The organism is Pseudovibrio sp. JE062, from assembly GCF_000156235.1.
Classification (GTDB): domain Bacteria; phylum Pseudomonadota; class Alphaproteobacteria; order Rhizobiales; family Stappiaceae; genus Pseudovibrio.
This window is the reverse complement of sequence record NZ_DS996810.1, coordinates 166,361-187,092: the sequence shown is the minus strand read 5'-3', so window position 1 is coordinate 187,092 and position 20,732 is coordinate 166,361. Positions and strand designations below refer to the sequence as shown.

The window sequence follows — 20,732 nt, the reverse complement described above, 5'->3', positions numbered from 1 at the left end:
ACAAGCACCTAAAGAAAACTCCTCGGCGCTGTACACTCGTTCCTCAATGAATTTGGTGTCACCGCAGTCAATTTGCCATGCCAAATCAAGTGCACATAGCAAAAAATCACCCGAGGGCGCATCGCGCTGTCGGGTGTTGACCTCTGGGATCTCTTTATACCTTTTCGGGTCCCAGTCAGTGGCTCCAGAATTCAAATCGAAGGAGTTAACTCGGGTATCTACGAGAAAGCAGGTGCCGAGTCAAGCAAAACTGCCATTTCCTAGAGATTGTATAAGCTTGGATAAAAAGGAAAACTGACAGACACGCTCCGTTTCCAGTCAGGCTGGCACTCAATCAGCGAAAAAAGAGGCGATGTAACGATGCTGTTCCGAAATAAGTATCTGTTTTTATTGTCTCTTATCATCCTCATCGCCGGGTTTCTGGTCTACTGGGCCAACACCTACGTTTCTCCCTCCATAACCTTCAACCCAAGCGACATTGGTGAAGACCCGGAAGCTTACATTGCGCGGGTGGAAAGCCGGTTTAAGGATATTAAGCCGGGATTGGAGAAACAAATCATCTGGCAGAACCCGGATACCAAAGCCAAAACCGACTACGCCGTCGTCTACATTCACGGCTTTTCAGCCAGTAAAGACGAGATCAGACCTGTCCCGGATCTGGTCGCCAGCTCCATTCAGGCCAACCTTTACTACACACGCCTGCCCGGCCACGCCCGCACCCCGGCAGCAATGGGAGAACCCGGAGTTGATGACTACTTCAACGCGCTGGCAGAAGCTCTGGCAATCGCAAAGGCCATCGGCAACAAAGTCATCGTCATCAGCACCTCCTTCGGAGGAACACTATCCGCCTGGACGGATCTGACAGACCATGCTCTCAAGGAAGACATTGAAGCCATCGTGCTGGTGTCTCCGGTTTTTGAGCTAGCAGCGGCTGGAACCTCCCTGCTTACATATCCACTCGCAGAGTTCTATACGCCCATCATTGTGGGCAAGTACCGTGTCGCAGATCCCAATGCCAACTTTGAAGAGATCTACGCGTGGACCAACGCCTACCCATCAACCGCCCTGCTTCCACTGGCTGAAACAGTCAAACTGGTCGGCAGTCTGGATGCCGCAAACGCAACCATTCCCACCATGTTCATCTACGATATTCGCGATGAAACTTCATATGAGAAAGCCACAGCCAGATTCTTCGAGAACTGGGGCGCTCCAAAGCATCGCCTTCTCATCACAGAATCTTCGGGCAACCATCATGTCATCGCAGGCGACATCACCAATCCCGAAAATAATCTGCTGGTTTCCAACGGTATCATCGAATGGCTAGACTCCCTGGGCGTGCCAACCATCTACTCGCAATAACACCTTCAAAGTGCTCAGATTTGATATTTCAACCCAAGCTGGAATATGCTGGTGCCATTAAGGAACAAAGGCACCCCATATGCTATTTCGTTATTTTATTTTTGTAGTGCTGATTTTGCTCGTAGGTGGCACAATTGCCTTCATGGTAGGCCCAAGAGAACCACGCGATACAGAGATCACCTTCAAGCCCGAAATTATGGGTGACGATCTCGAACTGTATCTGTCAGACAACGAAGCCAAATTTCAGGATATCCGCGCTGACACCGCCAAAGAAATAATCTGGTTCAATGGCGAGAAGAACAGCAAAACGCCGCTTTCAATCATTTACATCCATGGCTTTTCCGCCAGCAAACACGAGATCCGCCCAGTTCCGGATCGTGTTGCTAACGAGATGGGTGCCAATCTCTTCTACACCCGCCTGACTGGTCACGGACGTTCCGGCGATGCAATGGCAGAAGCCACATTGAACGACTGGATCAATGATCTGGCAGAGGCCATTGAGATTGGACGCCGCATTGGCGAAAAGACAATCATCATGTCCACCTCAACAGGCGGCTCACTGGCAGCATGGCTGGCTATGCAAGACCATCCGCTGAAAGAAGACATCGCCGCAATGGTGTTCGTCTCACCAAACTTCGGCGTCAAAGCTGCAGGCGGCTTCCTGCTCGATATGCCATATGCGCGGCACTATGTACCTCTGATCATTGGCAAAACCCGTTCATCCTCCAAAGCCCCTTCCAAGGAAGAGCAGATGGGCTGGACCATCAGCTATCCAAGCGTAGCCCTGCTGCCAATGGCAACCGCGATCTCTGTTCTGCAGGAGCAAGACCCAGCAAAGGCCAGCGTCCCTGCTCTGTTCATCTACAGCGAGAAAGACGAGACCATCGACGCAGCGCTAACCAATGTCGCCTATGACAAATGGGGCGCCCCAAAACAGCGTCTGCTCATTGAAAGCTCAGGGGATGACAACAACCACGTCATCGCAGGCGATATCATCAGCCCGCAGAACAACGACCTCGTGGTCTCCACCACAGTCCAGTGGCTGAGCGACCAACTGCTCTAAGCCCAAAAGCAAAACGGGCGAGAAATCCCTCGCCCGTTCCAAAACTCAAAACTCTCAGAAAAACTTACTGCGAATAGTCGCGCGCACCAAACACGGCGGAGCCAACACGCACATGCGTTGCGCCATGCTGCACGGCGATTGGATAATCCGAGGACATGCCCATAGAGAGCTTCTCAAGGCCGTTTCGCTTTGCGATTTTCTCAAGCAACGCGAAATGCATACCTGGCGCTTCATCAACAGGTGGAATGCACATCAGGCCTTCAATCTCCAGCCCATACTCATCACGGCATTTCGCGATAAACGCATCCGCTTCCTTTGGAGGAATGCCAGCCTTCTGCTCTTCTTCCCCGGTATTAACCTGAATGAACAGCTTTGGCGTCTTACCTTGCTTATCCATCTCAGCTTTCAGCGCTTTAGCGATTTTATCGCGATCCACAGTATGGATAACGTCAAACGTCTGGATAGCTTCTTTGGCCTTGTTGGATTGCAGCGGGCCAATCAGATGCAGCTCAACACCTTCAAACTCTTCACGAAGCCCCGGCCATTTGCCCATTGCTTCCTGCACACGGTTTTCACCAAACACACGCTGTCCAGCTTCCAGAACCGGCTTAATCGCTGAAGCTTCAAAGGTTTTTGAAACTGCAATCAAAGTAACAGAACCATTCGGACGCTCAGCATCCTTCTCTGCTTTCCCGATGTTTTCCTTGACTTCTTTAAGGCGAAGTGCAGCAGCGTCGCTCATTCCTAACTCCAGCGAAAAATCCATATTCGAGACATGAAATGCGCTCCCTAAGGTCCAAAAGCAAGAGTAGTTGCACTTCATTGAGAAATTTCTGACAAATCTTCTCGGTTTTTCCTCTGTCTACCGCTTGACCAAACTGGCAATTTCTGGTGACAGTCCGAGCAAACCTAATTTGCTTGTTCAAGGCAAAAATCAAACACACGGCGGAATAAATGGCTACGGATAGGTATAATGCACGCGCTACGGAAGCGCGCTGGCAAAAAGTATGGGACGAAAAGAAGATCTTCGAGACGGACAACGATGATCCGCGCGAGAAGTACTACGTACTAGAGATGTTCCCTTACCCATCCGGTCGTCTACACATGGGGCACGTCCGCAACTATTCCATGGGTGACGTGGTTGCACGTTTCAAACGCGCACGCGGCTTCAACGTTCTGCACCCAATGGGCTGGGATGCATTCGGTATGCCTGCGGAAAACGCAGCGGCTGAAAAGAAGGTGCACCCAAAGGGCTGGACTTACGACAACATCGCAGCAATGCGCGGTCAGCTGAAGACAATCGGCCTGTCTTTTGACTGGAGCCGCGAGTTCGCAACCTGCGATGAAAGTTACTACGCACAGCAGCAGGCACTGTTCCTGGACTTCCTGGAAGCTGGCTTGGTTTACCGCAAAAACGCAAAGGTAAACTGGGATCCGGTCGATATGACCGTTCTGGCAAACGAACAGGTGATCGACGGCAAAGGCTGGCGCTCTGGCGCAGTTGTTGAACAGAAAGACCTGACCCAGTGGTTCTTCAAGATCTCTGATCATTCCGAAGAACTGTTGGAAGCAATCGATACGCTGACCGAATGGCCTGAAAAAGTTCGTCTCATGCAGAAGAACTGGATCGGCAAATCTGTTGGTCTGAAGGTCAACTTCGAGTTCACCGAAACCGCTCCAACCGGCGACGAAACTCTGGAGATCTTCACCACCCGTCCAGATACGCTGTACGGCGCATCCTTCATGGGCCTATCTCCAGATCACCCAATCACGCAGAAGCTCGCTGAAAACAACGCAGAACTGCAGGAGTTCATTGCTGAATGTCGCCGTATCGGTACCACAGCTGAAGCAATTGAAACCGCAGAAAAGCTTGGCTTCGACACTGGCCTGCGCGTAAAGCACCCACTGGATCCGTCTTGGGAGCTGCCAGTTTACGTGGCAAACTTCATCCTGATGGACTACGGCACAGGCGCGATCTTCGCATGTCCTGCACACGACCAGCGCGATCTGGACTTCGCTCACAAGTACAAGCTGCCAGTGAAAGCAGTTGTGCTGCCAGCAGGCGAAGATGCAGCAACTTTCGAAGTTGGCACCGAAGCTTACACCGGTGAAGGTTCCATCTTTAACTCCGACTTCATGAACGGCATGTCCATCGAAGATGCGAAGAACGCTGTTTCTGACAAGCTGGAAGCACAGGAAGTTAAAGGCAAGCAACAGGCTCACCGCGAGACCAACTACCGTCTGCGCGACTGGGGTATTTCCCGTCAGCGTTACTGGGGTTGTCCGATCCCTGTCATCCACTGTGATGACTGTGGTGTTCAGCCTGCGCCAAAAGAAAGCCTGCCAATCGTTCTGCCGGAAGACGTCACATTCGATCGTCCGGGCAACCCGCTGGATCGTCACCCAACATGGCGTGATGTGAAATGCCCATGCTGTGGCAAGGACGCTCAGCGTGAAACCGATACCATGGACACCTTCGTGGATTCCTCCTGGTACTTCGCACGCTTCACCGATCCTAAGAACAGCAACCCAACCGATCCAAAGGTCGCTTCCGAATGGCTGCCAGTTGATCAGTACATCGGCGGCATTGAGCACGCGATCCTGCACCTGCTCTACTCCCGCTTCTTTGCTCGTGCCATGCAGATCACCAAGCATCTGGACGTGAAAGAGCCATTCAAAGGCCTCTTCACACAGGGCATGGTGAACCACGAGACCTATAAAGACGCAGATGGCAAATGGGTCACTCCAGCTGAGATCAACATCATCAGCACCGAAGGCGACAGAAAAGCGGTTCATGCAGAAACCGGCGCTCCAGTCACCATCGGTTCCATCGAGAAGATGTCCAAGTCGAAGAAGAACGTTGTTGACCCAACCGACATCATCGACACCTACGGCGCTGACACCGCACGTCTCTTCGTGCTCTCCGATAGCCCGCCAGAGCGTGACATCATCTGGACTGAAGATGGCGTAATCGGCGCATGGCGTCACGTACAGCGCGTATGGCGTATCATCGGTGAAGTTGCTGAGAAGACTGACGCAAACACTGCCCGTCCTGCTGAGTTCAGCGACGAAGCAACTGCTCTGCGCCGTGTCTCTCATAAAACTCTGGCGGCGATCACCAAGGACTTTGATGGCCTCGGCTTCAACCGCGCTGTTGCTCGTCTTTATGAGTTCACCAACGCCATCAGCAAAGCGCTTCAGGCAGACCTGTCCAAGCCGGACATGGCTTTTGCTCTGCGCGAAGCAGCTGGCTTCATTCTGCAGCTCATGGAACCAATCACACCTCACCTTTCTGAGGAATGCTGGTCCATGCTCGGCAACGAAGGACTGGTATCCACATCAAACTGGCCAGTTCTGGAAGAAGATCTGCTGGTAGAAAACACCATTACGCTTCCGATTCAAATCAACGGCAAGAAAAAAGGTGAGCTTTCTGTAGCAAGAGACTCTTCCAAAGAGCAGGTAGAAGAAGCTACTCTGGCTCATGAGGCTGTTCAGAAGGCTCTGGATGGCAAGGCCCCACGTAAAATCATCGTGGTACCTCAGAGGATTGTAAATGTCGTTGTTTGATCGCCCTGCTAAATCAGGTCGCCCTTCCCGCCGGGTTCTACTCGGCGGGGCAACAATTGTTGCAGGCGCCCTTCTCCTTTCTGGCTGCCAGTTCCACCCGCTCTACGGTGTTAGCCCAACACTGACCGGTGACGGCTCAGAGCAGACCCAGACCGTCCAGGCACAAATGGCGGCAGTTTCTCTGAACTTTCCTTCCTATGGAGATTCAGGGTCCATCAAGCGCATCAACCAGGTTCTGCGTAATCAGCTGATTTTCGCATTCACCCGCGGTGGCGACGCATTGCCTCCGAAGTACCGCTTGGAGATCCTGACAGACAGACGCCGTGCTGAAGTGGGTGTTGAGCAGCTGGCTGACGTGCCAACCGCATACAACATCACCATCAATACCAGCTTCGTTCTCTCTGACATTCAGAGTGATCGCACGCTCTACACTGGCCGCTCTTTTGCCTCTGCATCCTTTGACTTCTCCAGTCAGCGCTTTGCAAACCTGAGAGCAGAAAGAGACGCTGAAGACCGCGCTGCCAAGGTTGTCGCTGCAGACATCAACACCCGCATCGCAAGCTTCTTCGCAACAAATCCTGTAGAGCCTGTAGAATAGGACCACTATGGTAGCCCTCAAAGCTGCTGAAATTGACCGGTACATCGCCAACCCGCCAGACTCTGTAAACCTCATCCTTGTTTATGGACCAGACACCGGGTTGGTGAACGAGCGGGCACAAGCCCTCATCTCAAAAGCAGCAGCTGAGAATGATGATCCATTCTCACAAGTCAAACTAGACGCTGCTGACATCGCTGCAGATCCCAGCCGACTTGTCGACGAAGCCCTTACCATTCCTCTTTTTGGTGGCCGTCGAACAATCTGGGTGCGTGAAAACGGCACCAAGAGCGTGCTTCCTGCAGTCGAACCTCTTCTGAAAAACAACGACTTTACGGCCTTCATTGTCATCGAAGCCGGAGACCTGAAAAAGACCTCAGGCCTGCGCAAGAAGATCGAAGCCAGCAAAACCGCTGTAGCGATCCCTTGCTTCGCAGACACTGCGCGCGATGTAGATCGTCTGGTTGATGAAGAAACCCAGTCAGCAGGCCTGCAGATCAGTAAAGAAGCCCGTATGGCGCTTCACACCCTGCTGGGTGCAGACCGCATTGCCAGCCGTGGTGAACTCAAAAAGCTTTGCCTCTACGCGATGAATGACAATCGCATTGAGGTCCACCATGTCGAAGAGATCATCGGCGATGCCTCCGCCTTCGCTATGGATGAGCTGATCGACGCGGCAGCCCTGGGTGATACTGTCACGCTGGACCATGGTCTGGAGCGCTTGTCAGCCTCAGGGACGGACGTAGGCGTCATTGCCTCTCAAGCTCTCAGACACTTCCAAATGCTGCACCTGTGCCGCTTAAAAGCCAATCAACGCATTGCTGTAGAAGATGTTATCGGTGGTATCCGCCCACCAATCTTCTGGAAGCGCCGCTCAAAGATTGTCCGGCAGGTCGAGATCTGGAATGAGGATTTCCTTGAACGCGCGCTGATCCGTCTCAATGACGCGGTCAAAGAAGCACGCTTTAATGCCAACCTCTCAACCGCAATTGTCTCACACACGCTGCTGGCAATTGCTCAGGTTGCAAAGGCCTCAAACCGTCGCCGCTAAACATCAGGAAGGTGGCCTATCACCTTCCTCTCAAGAACAACAATATTCGCACAAGCGAAATCGCAGGCTAAAACGTCATGCTCAAATCATATGTCTTATGGGTTGCCTTGAAGTTCACCCAACATGAACTCTGGGCGATTAATTTCGCTCTTCTCCGCCCTCAGCTTTCCCTCTTTGGAGCTGCCTCTCTCTGGGTCTGGATCTTCCCACCACTGCTCAGCCTCGGGCTTTTGCTTGGCTATATGATGGAGAACTTTCCGGCTGCAGGTTCTGTCGTGAACCTCGTTATCGGCCTCCCAGGTCTCCTCATCCTCGCCTATTGGGTATTCCGCTGGTACTTCATCTGCCTCACTTTGATGTTCGGCCGTCGAACAATGGCAGAAAAGAAGAGAGCAGAAGTCAACGCACGCATCCAGAAACTGCTGTCAGCCTAAGGCAGGTTCCAGCTGCTTGTGGTTTGTTTCTCTTCCGAATCTAATTCAGTTTCAGATCCGAATCTAAAAAGGCCGCGCCTCAGTTAAGAGACGCGGCCTTTTGTTAATTCTGGAAATAAGATCAGTTAGTTTTGGATGCCCAGCAAGCGACAGACTTCGTCGAGCTGCTCAACATTCTTGTACTTGATCTTAAGCTCACCAGTGCCCTTTTCGGTCTTGTGAGCGATAGCCACCTTAAGACCCAAACCGTCCGTCAGGCGCTTCTCCAGAGCCCGTGTATCCGCATCCTTTTCAGGCTTTGGAGCAGCTTCCTTTTTCTGGAACAGATCCGGGTTTTGAGCTAGACGTTCTGCATCACGAACGGTAAGACCCTTCTCAACGATGAGCTCAGCCAAAGCAGCTGGATCTTCCGCTGTGATCAGCGCACGCGCATGACCAGCGGTGAGAAGGCCTTCCGCCAGATAATCCTTCACGGAGTTTGGCAGCTTCAGCAGGCGCAGAGTGTTCGCCACATGGCTACGGCTCTTGCCGATCACCTTGGAGAGCTCAACCTGACTGTAAGAGAACTCTTCGATCAGCTGATCATAACCCAATGCTTCTTCGATCGGGTTCAGGTCCGCACGCTGCACGTTTTCGATGATCGCGAGCTCAAGCGCTTCCTGATCAGTCACCTCACGGATAACAACAGGTGCCTCATGGAGACCAGCTTTCTGTGCAGCACGCCAACGACGTTCACCAGCAATAATCTCAAAATGACCCGGCTTGTTCGGACGAGGACGCACCAGAATTGGCTGCACAATCCCCTTCTCACGAACGGATTCGGTCAGGTTATTGAGATCATCTTCTACAAATGATTTCCGAGGGTTACGTGGGTTTGGCTGCAGGTACTCAATCGGCACCTTGCGCACATCACGGTTACGTTCTGGTGTGGAGACAACTGGCTCTGAGTTTACGTCACCCAACAGCGTTGCAAGGCCGCGCCCTAGTCGCTTATTGGTTCGCCCTGCTTCCTCAGTTTTCGCCATTTTAATTCCACCTATTCACATTCTTGGAGCGTCGGAGTCGGCAGCCCCTTCCCGCACGGTTGCGGGTCAAATAACAAAATTCTTGTCTTTAAGAAGCGACAGCCAGATCAGGCAGCCGCCATCCGCATGTCACGCTCACGCTGAATAATTTCGGAAGCGAGTCGTAAATAAGCCTGCGAACCGGAACACTTCAAATCATAAAGCAAAGCTGGCTTACCATAAGATGGAGCCTCAGAAACGCGAACGTTCCGTGGGATCACAGTTTCATAAACCGCATCACCCATGGTTTCACGCACGTCCTGCACAACCTGACTGGAGAGGTTGTTACGGCTGTCATACATGGTCAGCACAATACCGTGGATGCTCAGCTCTGGATTCAGCGACTGCTTCACCTGCTCAACGGTGCTCAGCAGCTGGCTGAGACCTTCCAGAGCAAAGAACTCGCACTGCAACGGCACCAAAATGCTGTGAGATGCGGCCAAGGCATTGATAGTTAACAGGTTTAGAGATGGTGGACAGTCCACCAACACGTAGGAATAACCCTGCGCTCTACCCATTTCAGCAGCCTGTGCCATACCAGAAATCGCGTTGCGAAGACGGAATGTACGATCAGGTGCGGATGAAATCTCCAGCTCTACCCCAAGCAAATCCATCGTTGATGGAGCGATCCATAAGCGCGGAACAGCCGTTTCAAGAACAGTCTGCTCAAGCGTAGAATCTCCGCTCAAAACATCATAGGTGGAATACTCGCGATCGACACGATCAATACCAAGACCAGTCGAGGCATTGCCCTGCGGATCAAGGTCAATAATCAGGACACGCTCGCCAATAGCGGCAAGTGCGGTGCCAAGATTAATGGCTGTTGTCGTTTTGCCTACGCCACCCTTCTGGTTAGCGATAGTCAAGACGCGAGGAGATTGCGGCAGTAAGCTCATCCGACAGCACCCTAGTTAGCGGTTTTCGGGTCAATTTTCGTAAGGACCAAAACGCGACTTAGCGGATCTACTAGACTTACTTTTTCTACCAGATCAATTGACCAGTCGGCAGATGCTTCTTCAATTTCGCGGCGAAAATCTTGGCCTTTGTGGAAAACAGCCGTCGCTCCACGCTGCACAAATTGCGAAGAAAACCCGCAAAGAACCTGCAAAGAAGCCAATGCACGAGCTGAAACACCCTCAATTGGAGCTTCCCAGCCTTTCGTAACGGCTTCGATTCTACCCGCATGAACTTTGACGTTACAGCCTGCTTCGCGCGCTACAGTGCGAAGGAACGCAGCTTTGCGCTGGTTGCTCTCAACCATATGCACGATGCCATCGTCCCCTTCTTGCTTCAGCAGCATGGCTGTCACAAGACCTGGGAAACCTGCACCACTTCCGAAATCAATCCAGGAGCGCGCATCCGGCAAACTACGCTGAATCTGAATAGAATCGGCCACATGACGCATCCAGATGTCGTTCATGGTGGAAGGCGCGATCAGATTCTGTGCTGGCTGCCACTTACGAACAAGGTCTACATAGATACTTAGACGCTCAAACGTTTCACGTGAAACATCCTCATACATACGCATGACAGGTGTAATCTGGCTGTAATCAGCCCTTTTTTCGAATGACATACTAAACAGCACCAGCAATGTTTTTGCCTGAGCGGCGAATATACGCAAGCAGCAAAGTTAGCGCAGCAGGAGTAATCCCGTCCATGCGCGAAGCCTGCCCGATGGTTGAAGGACGCACAGCTTCAAGCTTCTGGCGTACTTCGTTGGAAAGTCCGGTCAAAGCCGCATAGTCAATCCATTCAGGAATAACCAGGTCTTCGTCCCGTTTCAGAGCCTCAATATCAGCTGCCTGCCGCTCCAGATAAACCGCGTACATCGCGTCAATGGAAACCTGCTCGGCAACCTTGAGATCAAGATCCTTCAGCTCATCAAAGATGCCCATAAGGTCTTTGAGAGTGATGTTTGGATACGCCAGCAAATCAAAGGCAGAACGCTTCACGCCATCCTGATTTATCGGCAACCCCTTCTTACGACCCTCATTGGGTGTAATTTTGACGGACTGCATCAAATCCTTTGTTTTCCGCAGTTTTTCCATCTTCGTTTCGAAAGCGACTCGACGCGTATCGCCAATACATCCCCACTCAATACCAAGCGGCGTGAGGCGCTGGTCAGCATTGTCTGCACGTAGTGTGAGACGATACTCCGCGCGGGATGTGAACATGCGATACGGCTCAGAAACGCCCCGTGTGATGAGATCATCCACCATCACACCAATGTACCCGTCAGCACGTCCAACAGTCACAGGAGCCCCGTCCTGAGCGGTTCTGGCAGCGTTAAGACCAGCAAGCAGACCTTGTGCTCCAGCCTCTTCATAACCCGTTGTGCCGTTGATCTGACCCGCGAGGTAAAGGCCCTTCTGCTTCTTCACCTCAAGCGTGTTGGTCAGTTCAGTCGGATCAATGTGGTCATACTCAATCGCATAAGCTGGTTTGAAGTACTCAACCTTCTCCAGACCCGGAATGGTCCGCAGGAATTCGATCTGCACATCTTCCGGCAGAGAGGTCGAAATCCCGTTCGGATAGACCGTCGGATCACCCAGCCCTTCCGGCTCAAGGAAGACCTGATGGCCATCACGATCACCAAAGCGAACGATCTTATCTTCGATGGATGGACAATACCGAGGGCCCCTGCCCTTGATCTCACCGGAATACATCGCTGAGCGCTTGATGTTGTCGCGGATGATCTTGTGCGTCTCAGGTGTGGTCCGCGTGATGTAGCACGGCACCTGACGGATCTGGATTTCATCAGTCAGCGTGGAGAATGGAATAGGTTCTTCATCACCTGGCTGTTGCTGAAGGATATCCCAGTTGATCGTACGGCCATCCAGACGAGCCGGAGTACCTGTCTTCAAACGTCCAAGACGCAGACCGATTTCTTCCAGAGATACTGACAGTCCAAGCGCAGGAGCTTCCCCATCACGACCTGCCGGAATCTGCTTGTCACCAATATGGATCAGCCCACGCAGGAACGTGCCAGTCGTGATAACAACGGCCTTCGCTGAAACCTGACGCCCGTCACCAAGCACAATACCCTTCAGGATGTCGCCCTCACGGATCAGCTTATCAGCCTCACCTTCAACCACTTCCAGATTTGCAATCGCCTTGATCTCAGCCTGCATCGCTTCACGGTAGAGCTTGCGGTCTGCCTGAGAACGCGGCCCCTGCACAGCTGGACCTTTACGACGGTTGAGCATGCGGAACTGAATACCGGAGGCATCAGCAACGCGGCCCATCAGCCCGTCCAGCGCATCGATCTCACGCACCAGATGCCCCTTCCCCAAACCACCGATGGCCGGGTTACAAGACATCACACCAATGGTGTCGAAGCGATGCGTAATGAGCGCGGTATGAGCACCCATGCGCGCAGCCGCGGCTGCAGCTTCACAGCCTGCATGGCCGCCGCCAATTACGACAACGTCAAACTCAAGATCAAAATTATCAGACATTTCGGTCCTGCATTTCGCCCATCCAAATACAGAGAAAGCACAAGCCACACTCTCTGTGAGCCTCTGGACCATATGAAGGCCGCAGATAAAACTTGGGGGAATTAGAAGGGCAACTACCTATTTTCTTGGAGACTTGATACAACAGGTCACGCGCTGGGTCAAAGAAAACAGCGCAGTGAGTCGCCAATGCCGCAGCATTAGTTATCCACGGGACTCACGTATTTTTCCCCACTGACTCACGATTCCCAATAAATGTTTCACGTGAAACATGGGCATTCTACATCTTTTATTTACCTACGCAGAAGTCGCGGAAGATGACATCCAGCAAGTCCTCAACGTCGATTCGACCTGTGATACGACCCAGCTGATCTGCCGCTCGGCGCAGGTCTTCTCCCCTCAACTCAATCGGAAAACCTTCTGCCTGAATGCCGCGATCTAGATCTTCCACGCACTGGGTGAGATGAGAACGATGACGTTCACGGGTGATGAGCGGGTTTTCGATCAGCCCGATATTTCGTTCCGCAAACGACTCGAGGCTTGATAGCAGTGTGTTCATGCCACCCTCTTCACGAACAGAGACGTTGATCTCTTCTGTCGTTTCGAAGGAGTCATGATCAGCAATCGGGCCCAAATCGCTCTTCGTATTTAGACGCCAGATCTCCGCACCACTCTGCAGCAAGCTCTCCGGCAACTCCTCTGCTTCCACATTCGGAGCATGGGTCCAGAGAATGAGATCAGCCTTTTCAGCATGGACGAGAGCACGGCGAATACCCTCTTTCTCGATCATGCCAGCACTCTCACGAATGCCCGCGGTATCAATCAGCGTGACCGGATAACCACCCAGATCCAGATGCACCTCCAGCACATCACGAGTGGTGCCTGCCTCAGGTGTAACGATCGCCACATCACGCTGAGCCAGTTTGTTCATCAAACTGGACTTGCCCGCATTAGGTGGTCCAAGCAGAACAACCTGCAGACCAGAACGCAAACGCTCCCCTCTTCGTGCATCGGAAAGGTGGGCGATAATCTGGTCCCGGAGCTTCGCCAGCTCCACCCAGATTTCATCGGCAACGGAATCTGGGATGTCGTCTTCATCAGAAAAGTCGAGCTCAGCTTCGATCATCGCACGGCTGCGGATCAGCGTTTCGCGCCACTGCGAATAGAGATCACCAAGTGCTCCGTCCATCTGACGCTGAGCCTGCCGACGCTGTGCATCGGTCTCTGCATCAATCAGATCAGCAAGACCTTCAACCTCAGTCAGGTCGAGTTTGTTGTTATGAAATGCCCGGCGTGTGAACTCACCTTGCTCTGCCGGACGTGTCTTTTCAAAGGTAGAAAGCGCCCGCAGCACCGCAGCCACAACAGCGCGGCCACCATGGCAATGCAGCTCGACGGTGTCCTCACCGGTGAAACTGCCTGGTCCTTCGAACCACAAAATCAACGCATGATCGAGAACAGAACCATCTACAGGGTCCCATAATTTCTTAAGGCATGATTCACGTGAAACAGGGAATTTGCCCTTAATCAGCGTTCTCAGGATTGGCCCGGACTGAGGACCTGATAAACGGATAACAGCAACACCTGAAGGAAGTGCGCCGCTAGAAACTGCATAGATGGTTTCCTGTTGTGTATTCATTCCACGTCCGGTTCTTAATTCGCTATGTTATCACGCAGAGACTGCGTTAAACCTACCCTATTCGCCAAGCAATACCTTGAACTCAGGATCACCTCTTTATGAGCAGAAATCGCTTAACGAACGCTTCAAGCCCTTACCTTCTTCAACACCAAAACAACCCTGTCCACTGGTGGGAATGGAGCAAGGAAGCACTGGAAGAAGCACAAAAAACAAACAAGCCAATTCTGCTGTCTGTTGGCTACTCCGCCTGCCACTGGTGCCATGTGATGGCTCATGAAAGTTTTGAGGATGAAGCAACAGCCGCTCTCATGAATGAGCATTTCGTCAACATCAAGGTAGACCGCGAAGAACGCCCTGACATCGACCAGATCTATATGCAGGCTCTTCATATGCTTGGTCAACAGGGTGGTTGGCCGCTGACCATGTTCCTCACTCCAGAAGGTGATCCGTTCTGGGGCGGCACTTATTTCCCGAAAGAAGCACGACACGGCTCTCCTGCATTCAAGGATATTCTGACTGCCATCTCTCAAAGTTTCATCGCTGACCGGGACACCATTGAAGAGAACCGACAGGCCATCAGTCAGGCTCTCAACAAACCACCATCAGAGGCCTCCCCTCTTTCAAGCTTCCTGATCACAGCTGCTGGCAAGCAACTCTTCAACATGCAGGACGATGTTGAAGGCGGCATGAAGGGTGCACCAAAGTTCCCTCAAGCCTCCGTTCAGGAGCTCATCTTCAGAACCTCCAAAGCGCAGAAGAACACTTTCATGCGCGATCAGTTTTTGAAAACCACAGCAGCCATTTCTCAGGGCGGCATCTACGATCATGTGGGAGGTGGCCTGGCTCGTTACGCAGTCGACTCTATTTGGCTGGTGCCTCATTTTGAAAAGATGCTCTACGACAACGCACAGTTCATCGAGCACCTGAGCTGGGCCTATCAGGAAACAAGTGACGAACTGTTTCACATCCGAATCCAAGAAGTGGTCGATTGGCTTGAGCGCGACATGAAGCTGCCTGAAGGTGGCTTTGCTTCTTCCATGGATGCAGACAGTGAAGGCGTCGAAGGCAAGTACTATGTCTGGAGCTATGATGAGCTGAAGGGCCTCCTCCCAGCAGAACACTTCGATCTGTTCATCACCACCTATGACGTCACACCCGATGGCAACTGGGAAGGCAAGGTCATCCTCAACCGACACCACTCCCCTGCTCTGCTCAACTCAGCTGAAGAGGAAGCTCTGGCAACCTGCAGATCGATCCTGCTTGAACACAGAGCAACACGCATTCCACCTCACAAAGACGACAAGGTGCTGGCCGACTGGAACGCCATGCTCATCTGTGCGCTGGTAAAAGCAAGTGCTCTTGTTTCACGTGAATCTATGCGCACTTCTGCCAAGGACGCTTTTGCCTTCATCACAGAGCACATGTTCGTGGATGGAAAGCTCAACCACTCCTGGCGACAAGGCCAGCGACTGGAAGTCGGCTTCGCCTCTGACTACGCATGGGCCGCAAGAGCAGCGCTCGCCTTGTACAGATCGGAACCGAATCCTTCCGAGAAGCAGAGCTATCTGAAACAGGCCGAAGAATTCCTGAGCATCCTGGAGAAGCGCTTTGCTCACTCCAATGGCGGCTTCTTCATGACAGATAAGGATGCTGATGATCTCATCCTCCGTCCATATCACGCCTATGATGAGGCAACGCCAAACTACAATGCAGTGGCCGCCCTCGCCTTCTCAGAGCATTGGATCCTGACAGGTGATGCATCTTCCCGTGATGTTGCCGATGGAACTTTGAACGCATTCGCAGCGGATGTTCCAAACAACATCTTCGGTACTGCATCTCTGCTCACAGCACTTGATGCACGTACCCGCTTCAAGAAAGCACTTGTTGTTCTGGGAACCGGTTCGGACTCGAATCCAATGATGCAGGCCCTGTACTCACAAGCTGACCCTGCCCTCTATGTGGATGTCATCCCAGCAGGATCATCCAAGCCTGTAGAGTTGGAAAACTCATCCTGGAACACAGATGAAACGACCGTCTTCATCTGCTCTGAAAAAGGATGTTCTCTGCCGACAACCACACCTGAACAAGTGAAGGATCAGATTTGATCTGCAGATAAGTTAAACGCTGACTCACAGTTTCACGTGAGTCAGCGTGCTATTTAGACTTCTGAAAGTATGGGTGATTCACGTGAAACATCACAGATTTCACAGGAAGCCTGTTTAAGCTTTCCAATCACCCCAGCTCTTGGATACGCTTTCAAAACGATCCTTGTTCAAGCGATAAAGCACATGCCGTAGCAGAGGGTGTCCCTCCTCCAGCATTGGATGATCAAAATCATCAGCTGGGTTTCTCTCCATACCCAGACGCTGCATCAGCTTTTGTGACCGCCAGTTCGTCTCAGTGGTGAAAGCAACAATCTCATCAGTCTCAAGAGTTTCGAACCCGAATCCAAGCCAGATCTTCGCAGCTTCCTGCGCAACGCCCTTCCCCCATGCATCAGGGATAAGTCGCCAGCCCATCTCAACACATGGATCAAACGGAAGCGGCTTTGGATAGGTTGGGATGTTCAAACCACAAAAGCCAAGAAACCGTCCTGATGCTCGGTCTTCGACAACCGGACACGCGAACCCCAACTCATCCTGCTTAGCCATCAACCGCTCATGCATATGGGCACTCTCATCGCGAGACATCACATCCGGGAAAAATTCCATCACACGTGGATCAGAGTTCATCTCGATCAATCCGTCCAGATCCCGCTCTTCCCACTTCCGCAACACAAGTCGCTCAGTCTCAATGCGTGGGCACTTATCAATTAATGTCTCAACCATTTTCACATTCCAAATACATCTTCTTTGAAAGCCGATACAAAACATGTCGGCATAACGGATGCTCAACAGGCACACCCGGAAAATCAAAATCCTCGGCTGGATCATAACCCATGCCAAGCTTCTCCATCACACGCCGTGACTTGTGATTTTGAACAACAGTGAAAGCCACAACTTCATCTAGCTGAAGAGTTTCGAATCCAAATCCAAGCCAGAAATTTGCCGCTTCAACTGCAATCCCCTTCCCCCATGTCTCTGGGATCAGCTGCCAACCAATCTCGACACAAGGATCACATGGCAACGGTCCGCCATAAGCAGGGATGGCTAAACCGCAGTAGCCGAGGAAGACACCTGTCTCTTTATCCTCAACAACCGGAAAACAAAACCCATCTTCTTCCTGCCGTTGAAGGGCACGCTTTAAAGCACTCTCACTTTCTTCAGCATTAGGCCTTTTACGAAAGAACTCCATGACTCTCGGATCAGTGTTCAGCTTGATCAGCCCATCCAGATCACTCATTTGCCATTTGCGAAGAACAAGGCGCTCAGTCTCAACACGCGGACATTTATCTATCAGTGTCTCAACCATGACCCTGCTCTCTAAACTGATCCTCTGAAATGCGATACAAAACATGCGGCTTCAATGGATGCCCGTCCTCGATCAGCGGGTGATCAAAGTCTCCTGAAGCATCCCGCAACATGCCCAGCCTCTGCATAACCTTTTCAGAGCGCCAGTTGATGCTGGACGTGAAGCTTACAATTTCATTGAGCCGAAGAGTTTCGAATCCGAATCTAAGCCAGATCCTTGCCGCTTCCTGAGCAACTCCCCTCCCCCATGCATCTGGTATCAAACGCCATCCAATCTCCACACAGGGGTCGAATGGCAGCGGTTCTGGATAGGTTGGCACCCCAAGCCCACACAGCCCCAGAAACCTCCCTGTGGCCTTCTCCTCGACCACAGGCGTGCCAAAGCCAAACTCCTCCTGCTTGAATAAGAGACGCTCAAACATCCGCTCACTGTCCTGCCTGGACATCACTGCAGGAAAGAACTCCATGACCTTCGGATCTGCGTTCATCTCGATGAGCCCCTCCAGATCCCGAGGCTCCCACTTCCGCAACACCAAACGCTCAGTCTCAATGCGCGGAGATTTATCGATGACGTCTTCAATCATGGCCCTGCCCCAAGTACCGTTGCCTTGTCATTTTGTAGAGCACTTGCCTTTTGAGCCTGTGCCCATCCTCAAGCATAGGATGTTCAAACTCTCCAACGCACTCCATCCCAAGACGCTGCATTACCTTCTCAGAGCGATAGTTCTGTATGGGAGTAAAGCTGACAATCTCGTTGAGCTGAAGAGTTTCGAGTCCGAATCCAAGCCACGTTCCTGCGGCTTCTGTCGCGATCCCTTTTCCCCACGCACTGTGCAGAAGCCGCCAACCGATTTCAACGCAGGGACCAAATGAGAGATGATCCTGATACCCGGGAACCTTCAACCCGCAATATCCCAGAAAGCGCTCACTCCCTTTTTCAGAGATAACCGAAAAGCAAAACCCATCCCGTTGCTGCGCATCTATATAGCGCGCCAGCATGCTCTCACTCTCAGCATAAGACAGCACCGATGGGTAAAACTCCATCACCCGCGGATCGGCATTCATCTCAGCCAGGTCATCCAGATCGCGCGCTTCCCACTTCCGCAAAACAAGTCGCTCTGTTGTAAGGCGCGGACAACAGTCAATCTCACCCTCAACCATTGGCTTGCGTCAGAAACTGTTCTGCAGAAATCCGATAAAGCGCATGTCGGCACAAGGGATCATCAGCGGGCACATTGGGAAAGTCGAAGTCCTCAGCAGGATCATGCATCATGCCAAGCTTCTCCATCACCCGTCGCGACTTATGATTTTGCACGACGACAATGGCGACAATTTCATCAAGCTGAAGTGTTTCGAACCCGAATCCAAGCCAGAACCTAGCCGCTTCAACAGCAATGCCCTTTCCCCACGCCTCAGGGATAAGACGCCAACCAATCTCAACACAAGGCTCACATGGAAGAGGATCACTGTAGCCCGGAACATTAAGACCACAGAACCCAAGGAAGGCACCCGTCTCTTTATCTTCCACCACGGGAAAACAAAACCCATGCTTCTCTTGCTGTTGAAGACTAATCTCAAGATACCGACGAGCTTCCTCCGGAGAATGCAGCGATGGGAAAAACTCCATCACCCTCGGATCCCCATTCATACGGATCACCCCATCCAAATCCCGCTCCTCCCACTTCCGCAGAACAAGCCTCTCAGTCTCAATCCGCGGGCATTTATCTAGCAGCACCTCTTCCATCATTCCCTCCCCTCATTTCGTAATCGAATCCAATCAATAAAAATACGGCTTTAAAAACGAAAAAAGCCCCGCTCACCGAATTGGCGAGCGGGGCCGATAAATTCGGTTTCCAATAAACTTATGTGTTCATGGAGTCGAAGAAATCATCGTTGGACTTGGTCTGACGCAGCTTGTCGAGCAGGAACTCAACGGCATCAACAGTACCCATCTGGCTGAGAATACGACGCAGAACGAAAGTCTTCTTGAGCTTATCAGCAGGAACAAGAAGTTCTTCCTTACGAGTACCGGAGCGCTGAATATCAACGGCTGGGAACACGCGCTTATCAGAGATCTTACGATCCAGGATAATTTCGGAGTTACCAGTACCTTTAAATTCTTCGAAGATAACCTCATCCATACGGCTGCCGGTATCGATCAGAGCCGTTGCGATGATGGTCAAAGAGCCACCCTCTTCAATGTTACGGGCAGCACCAAAGAAGCGCTTAGGACGCTGCAAGGCGTTTGCATCAACACCACCAGTCAGAACCTTACCGGAGGAAGGCACAACAGTGTTGTAAGCGCGGCCAAGGCGCGTAATGGAGTCCAGAAGGATAACAACATCACGACCATGTTCAGTCAGACGTTTTGCCTTCTCAATCACCATTTCAGCAACCTGAACGTGACGCGAAGCTGGCTCATCAAAGGTGGAAGACACAACTTCACCATTCACGGTGCGCTGCATATCCGTCACCTCTTCCGGGCGTTCGTCGATCAGAAGAACGATCAGATAACACTCTGGGTGATTGGTTGTGATGGAATTCGCGATATTCTGCAGGAATACTGTCTTACCGGTACGAGGCGGTGCAGTAATCAGTGCGCGCTGACCTTTACCAAGCGGCGCAACCAGATCAATGATGCGAGCAGAGATATCTTTTGATGTGTTGTTTTCAATCTCAAGATTGAAACGTTCATCAGGGTAAAGCGGTGTGAGGTTGTCAAAATGAACTTTGTGACGCGCCTTTTCAGGGTCTTCAAAGTTGATTTTGTTGACCTTCAGAAGGGCGAAGTAACGCTCACCTTCTTTAGGACTACGGATCTGACCTTCTACAGTATCACCGGTACGCAGAGAAAAGCGTCGGATCTGTGAAGGAGAAACGTAAATATCATCGGGGCCCGGCAAGTAGTTTGCATCTGGTGAACGGAGGAATCCAAATCCATCTTGGAGGACCTCTACGACACCTTCGCCGATGATTTCAATATCTTGTTCTGCAAGTCTTTTAAGAATGGCAAACAGAAGCTCCTGTTTACGCATGGTGCTTGCATTTTCAACTTCATGCTCCTCAGCGAATGCAAGGAGTTCAGTTGGGGTTTG

At 51.8% G+C, this 20,732-nt stretch carries 19 protein-coding genes; 7 read left to right on the top strand and 12 right to left on the bottom strand.

The window, feature by feature from the left end; all coding sequences use genetic code 11:
• Positions 1-360: 360 nt before the first annotated feature.
• Positions 361-1,359 carry a carboxylesterase gene (locus PJE062_RS15550; RefSeq protein ID WP_008550156.1) on the top strand — a complete coding sequence of 333 codons (999 nt, stop codon included), beginning with the start codon at positions 361-363 and terminating at the stop codon, positions 1,357-1,359.
• 79 nt (positions 1,360-1,438) lie between these two features.
• The gene (locus PJE062_RS15545; RefSeq protein ID WP_008550461.1) at positions 1,439-2,422 is read left to right on the top strand and encodes a carboxylesterase; all 984 of its coding nucleotides are present in this window, start codon (positions 1,439-1,441) and stop codon (positions 2,420-2,422) included.
• 64 nt (positions 2,423-2,486) lie between these two features.
• Here the strand turns inward: PJE062_RS15545 and PJE062_RS15540 are convergent, their stop codons facing one another.
• Entirely contained in the window at positions 2,487-3,164 is a 678-nt protein-coding gene (locus PJE062_RS15540) for a YggS family pyridoxal phosphate-dependent enzyme (RefSeq protein ID WP_008550315.1), read from the bottom strand.
• A 212-nt stretch (positions 3,165-3,376) separates the two neighbouring features.
• On the opposite strand from PJE062_RS15540, the gene leuS reads away from it, so the two are divergent.
• From leuS to PJE062_RS15520, 4 genes are all read left to right on the top strand, one after another.
• Complete coding sequence (gene leuS / locus PJE062_RS15535) at positions 3,377-5,989, top strand: leucine--tRNA ligase (RefSeq protein WP_037037227.1); 2,613 nt, start codon at positions 3,377-3,379, stop codon at positions 5,987-5,989.
• Positions 5,976-6,587, top strand: coding sequence for an LPS assembly lipoprotein LptE (lptE, locus tag PJE062_RS15530; protein WP_008550682.1), 612 nt, complete (start codon positions 5,976-5,978; stop codon positions 6,585-6,587). The genes leuS and lptE overlap by 14 nt, the downstream gene beginning before the upstream one ends.
• 7 nt (positions 6,588-6,594) lie before the next feature.
• The gene (holA, locus tag PJE062_RS15525; protein WP_008550720.1) at positions 6,595-7,635 is read left to right on the top strand and encodes a DNA polymerase III subunit delta; all 1,041 of its coding nucleotides are present in this window, start codon (positions 6,595-6,597) and stop codon (positions 7,633-7,635) included.
• Positions 7,636-7,712: 77 nt separating this feature from the next.
• Positions 7,713-8,069 (top strand): hypothetical protein, encoded by a 357-nt coding sequence (locus PJE062_RS15520; protein ID WP_008550217.1) that lies wholly within the window; start codon positions 7,713-7,715, stop codon positions 8,067-8,069.
• Positions 8,070-8,194: 125 nt separating this feature from the next.
• Here the strand turns inward: PJE062_RS15520 and PJE062_RS15515 are convergent, their stop codons facing one another.
• The 5 genes from PJE062_RS15515 to mnmE all read right to left on the bottom strand — a co-directional run bounded on the left by PJE062_RS15515 (position 8,195) and on the right by mnmE (position 14,227).
• Positions 8,195-9,094 carry a ParB/RepB/Spo0J family partition protein gene (locus tag PJE062_RS15515; RefSeq protein ID WP_008550316.1) on the bottom strand — a complete coding sequence of 300 codons (900 nt, stop codon included), beginning with the start codon at positions 9,092-9,094 and terminating at the stop codon, positions 8,195-8,197.
• Positions 9,095-9,201: 107 nt separating this feature from the next.
• Positions 9,202-10,029 (bottom strand): ParA family protein, encoded by an 828-nt coding sequence (locus PJE062_RS15510; RefSeq protein ID WP_008550276.1) that lies wholly within the window; start codon positions 10,027-10,029, stop codon positions 9,202-9,204.
• A gap of 11 nt (positions 10,030-10,040) precedes the next feature.
• Positions 10,041-10,706, bottom strand: a complete 666-nt coding sequence (gene rsmG, locus PJE062_RS15505; protein WP_247643127.1) for a 16S rRNA (guanine(527)-N(7))-methyltransferase RsmG — start codon at positions 10,704-10,706, stop codon at positions 10,041-10,043.
• Between the two features lies 1 nt (position 10,707).
• Entirely contained in the window at positions 10,708-12,591 is a 1,884-nt protein-coding gene (mnmG, locus tag PJE062_RS15500) for a tRNA uridine-5-carboxymethylaminomethyl(34) synthesis enzyme MnmG (RefSeq protein ID WP_008550252.1), read from the bottom strand.
• Between the two features lie 286 nt (positions 12,592-12,877).
• A complete protein-coding gene (gene mnmE / locus PJE062_RS15495) occupies positions 12,878-14,227 on the bottom strand; it encodes a tRNA uridine-5-carboxymethylaminomethyl(34) synthesis GTPase MnmE (protein ID WP_008550470.1) in 1,350 nt (449 codons plus the stop codon).
• A gap of 98 nt (positions 14,228-14,325) precedes the next feature.
• On the opposite strand from mnmE, the gene PJE062_RS15490 reads away from it, so the two are divergent.
• Complete coding sequence (locus tag PJE062_RS15490) at positions 14,326-16,332, top strand: thioredoxin domain-containing protein (RefSeq protein ID WP_008550444.1); 2,007 nt, start codon at positions 14,326-14,328, stop codon at positions 16,330-16,332.
• Positions 16,333-16,446: 114 nt separating this feature from the next.
• Here PJE062_RS15490 and PJE062_RS15485 read toward each other — a convergent pair whose 3' ends face one another.
• The 6 genes from PJE062_RS15485 to rho form a co-directional block, all read right to left on the bottom strand.
• Positions 16,447-17,055, bottom strand: coding sequence for a GNAT family N-acetyltransferase (locus tag PJE062_RS15485; RefSeq protein WP_008550445.1), 609 nt, complete (start codon positions 17,053-17,055; stop codon positions 16,447-16,449).
• Positions 17,048-17,638 (bottom strand): GNAT family N-acetyltransferase, encoded by a 591-nt coding sequence (locus PJE062_RS15480; RefSeq protein WP_008550703.1) that lies wholly within the window; start codon positions 17,636-17,638, stop codon positions 17,048-17,050. Before PJE062_RS15480 ends, PJE062_RS15485 begins: the two co-directional genes overlap by 8 nt.
• Positions 17,631-18,221 (bottom strand): GNAT family N-acetyltransferase, encoded by a 591-nt coding sequence (locus PJE062_RS15475; protein WP_008550588.1) that lies wholly within the window; start codon positions 18,219-18,221, stop codon positions 17,631-17,633. Before PJE062_RS15475 ends, PJE062_RS15480 begins: the two co-directional genes overlap by 8 nt.
• Positions 18,214-18,798 carry a GNAT family N-acetyltransferase gene (locus tag PJE062_RS15470; RefSeq protein ID WP_157039191.1) on the bottom strand — a complete coding sequence of 195 codons (585 nt, stop codon included), beginning with the start codon at positions 18,796-18,798 and terminating at the stop codon, positions 18,214-18,216. The genes PJE062_RS15475 and PJE062_RS15470 overlap by 8 nt, the downstream gene beginning before the upstream one ends.
• Entirely contained in the window at positions 18,791-19,381 is a 591-nt protein-coding gene (locus tag PJE062_RS15465; protein WP_008550474.1) for a GNAT family N-acetyltransferase, read from the bottom strand. The genes PJE062_RS15470 and PJE062_RS15465 overlap by 8 nt, the downstream gene beginning before the upstream one ends.
• Before the next feature lie 118 nt (positions 19,382-19,499).
• On the bottom strand, positions 19,500-20,732 hold a 1,233-nt coding region (gene rho, locus PJE062_RS15460), incomplete at its 5' end, for a transcription termination factor Rho (RefSeq protein ID WP_037037222.1).

Bases quoted from the DNA above. Each gene is read 5' to 3' on its own strand.
- PJE062_RS15475 (WP_008550588.1), bottom strand. From the start codon at position 18,221: ATGATTGAAGACGTCATCGATAAATCTCCGCGCATTGAGACTGAGCGT.
- PJE062_RS15515 (WP_008550316.1), bottom strand. From the start codon at position 9,094: ATGGCGAAAACTGAGGAAGCAGGGCGAACCAATAAGCGACTAGGGCGC.
- PJE062_RS15545 (WP_008550461.1), top strand. From the start codon at position 1,439: ATGCTATTTCGTTATTTTATTTTTGTAGTGCTGATTTTGCTCGTAGGT.
- rsmG (WP_247643127.1), bottom strand. From the start codon at position 10,706: ATGTCATTCGAAAAAAGGGCTGATTACAGCCAGATTACACCTGTCATG.
- PJE062_RS15540 (WP_008550315.1), bottom strand. From the start codon at position 3,164: ATGAGCGACGCTGCTGCACTTCGCCTTAAAGAAGTCAAGGAAAACATC.
- PJE062_RS15490 (WP_008550444.1), top strand. From the start codon at position 14,326: ATGAGCAGAAATCGCTTAACGAACGCTTCAAGCCCTTACCTTCTTCAA.
- PJE062_RS15550 (WP_008550156.1), top strand. From the start codon at position 361: ATGCTGTTCCGAAATAAGTATCTGTTTTTATTGTCTCTTATCATCCTC.
- PJE062_RS15465 (WP_008550474.1), bottom strand. From the start codon at position 19,381: ATGGAAGAGGTGCTGCTAGATAAATGCCCGCGGATTGAGACTGAGAGG.
- PJE062_RS15485 (WP_008550445.1), bottom strand. From the start codon at position 17,055: ATGGTTGAGACATTAATTGATAAGTGCCCACGCATTGAGACTGAGCGA.
- leuS (WP_037037227.1), top strand. From the start codon at position 3,377: ATGGCTACGGATAGGTATAATGCACGCGCTACGGAAGCGCGCTGGCAA.
- mnmG (WP_008550252.1), bottom strand. From the start codon at position 12,591: ATGTCTGATAATTTTGATCTTGAGTTTGACGTTGTCGTAATTGGCGGC.
- PJE062_RS15520 (WP_008550217.1), top strand. From the start codon at position 7,713: ATGCTCAAATCATATGTCTTATGGGTTGCCTTGAAGTTCACCCAACAT.
- holA (WP_008550720.1), top strand. From the start codon at position 6,595: ATGGTAGCCCTCAAAGCTGCTGAAATTGACCGGTACATCGCCAACCCG.
- PJE062_RS15480 (WP_008550703.1), bottom strand. From the start codon at position 17,638: ATGGTTGAGACACTGATAGATAAATGTCCGCGTGTTGAGACTGAGCGC.
- lptE (WP_008550682.1), top strand. From the start codon at position 5,976: ATGTCGTTGTTTGATCGCCCTGCTAAATCAGGTCGCCCTTCCCGCCGG.
- PJE062_RS15510 (WP_008550276.1), bottom strand. From the start codon at position 10,029: ATGAGCTTACTGCCGCAATCTCCTCGCGTCTTGACTATCGCTAACCAG.
- mnmE (WP_008550470.1), bottom strand. From the start codon at position 14,227: ATGAATACACAACAGGAAACCATCTATGCAGTTTCTAGCGGCGCACTT.
- PJE062_RS15470 (WP_157039191.1), bottom strand. From the start codon at position 18,798: ATGGTTGAGGGTGAGATTGACTGTTGTCCGCGCCTTACAACAGAGCGA.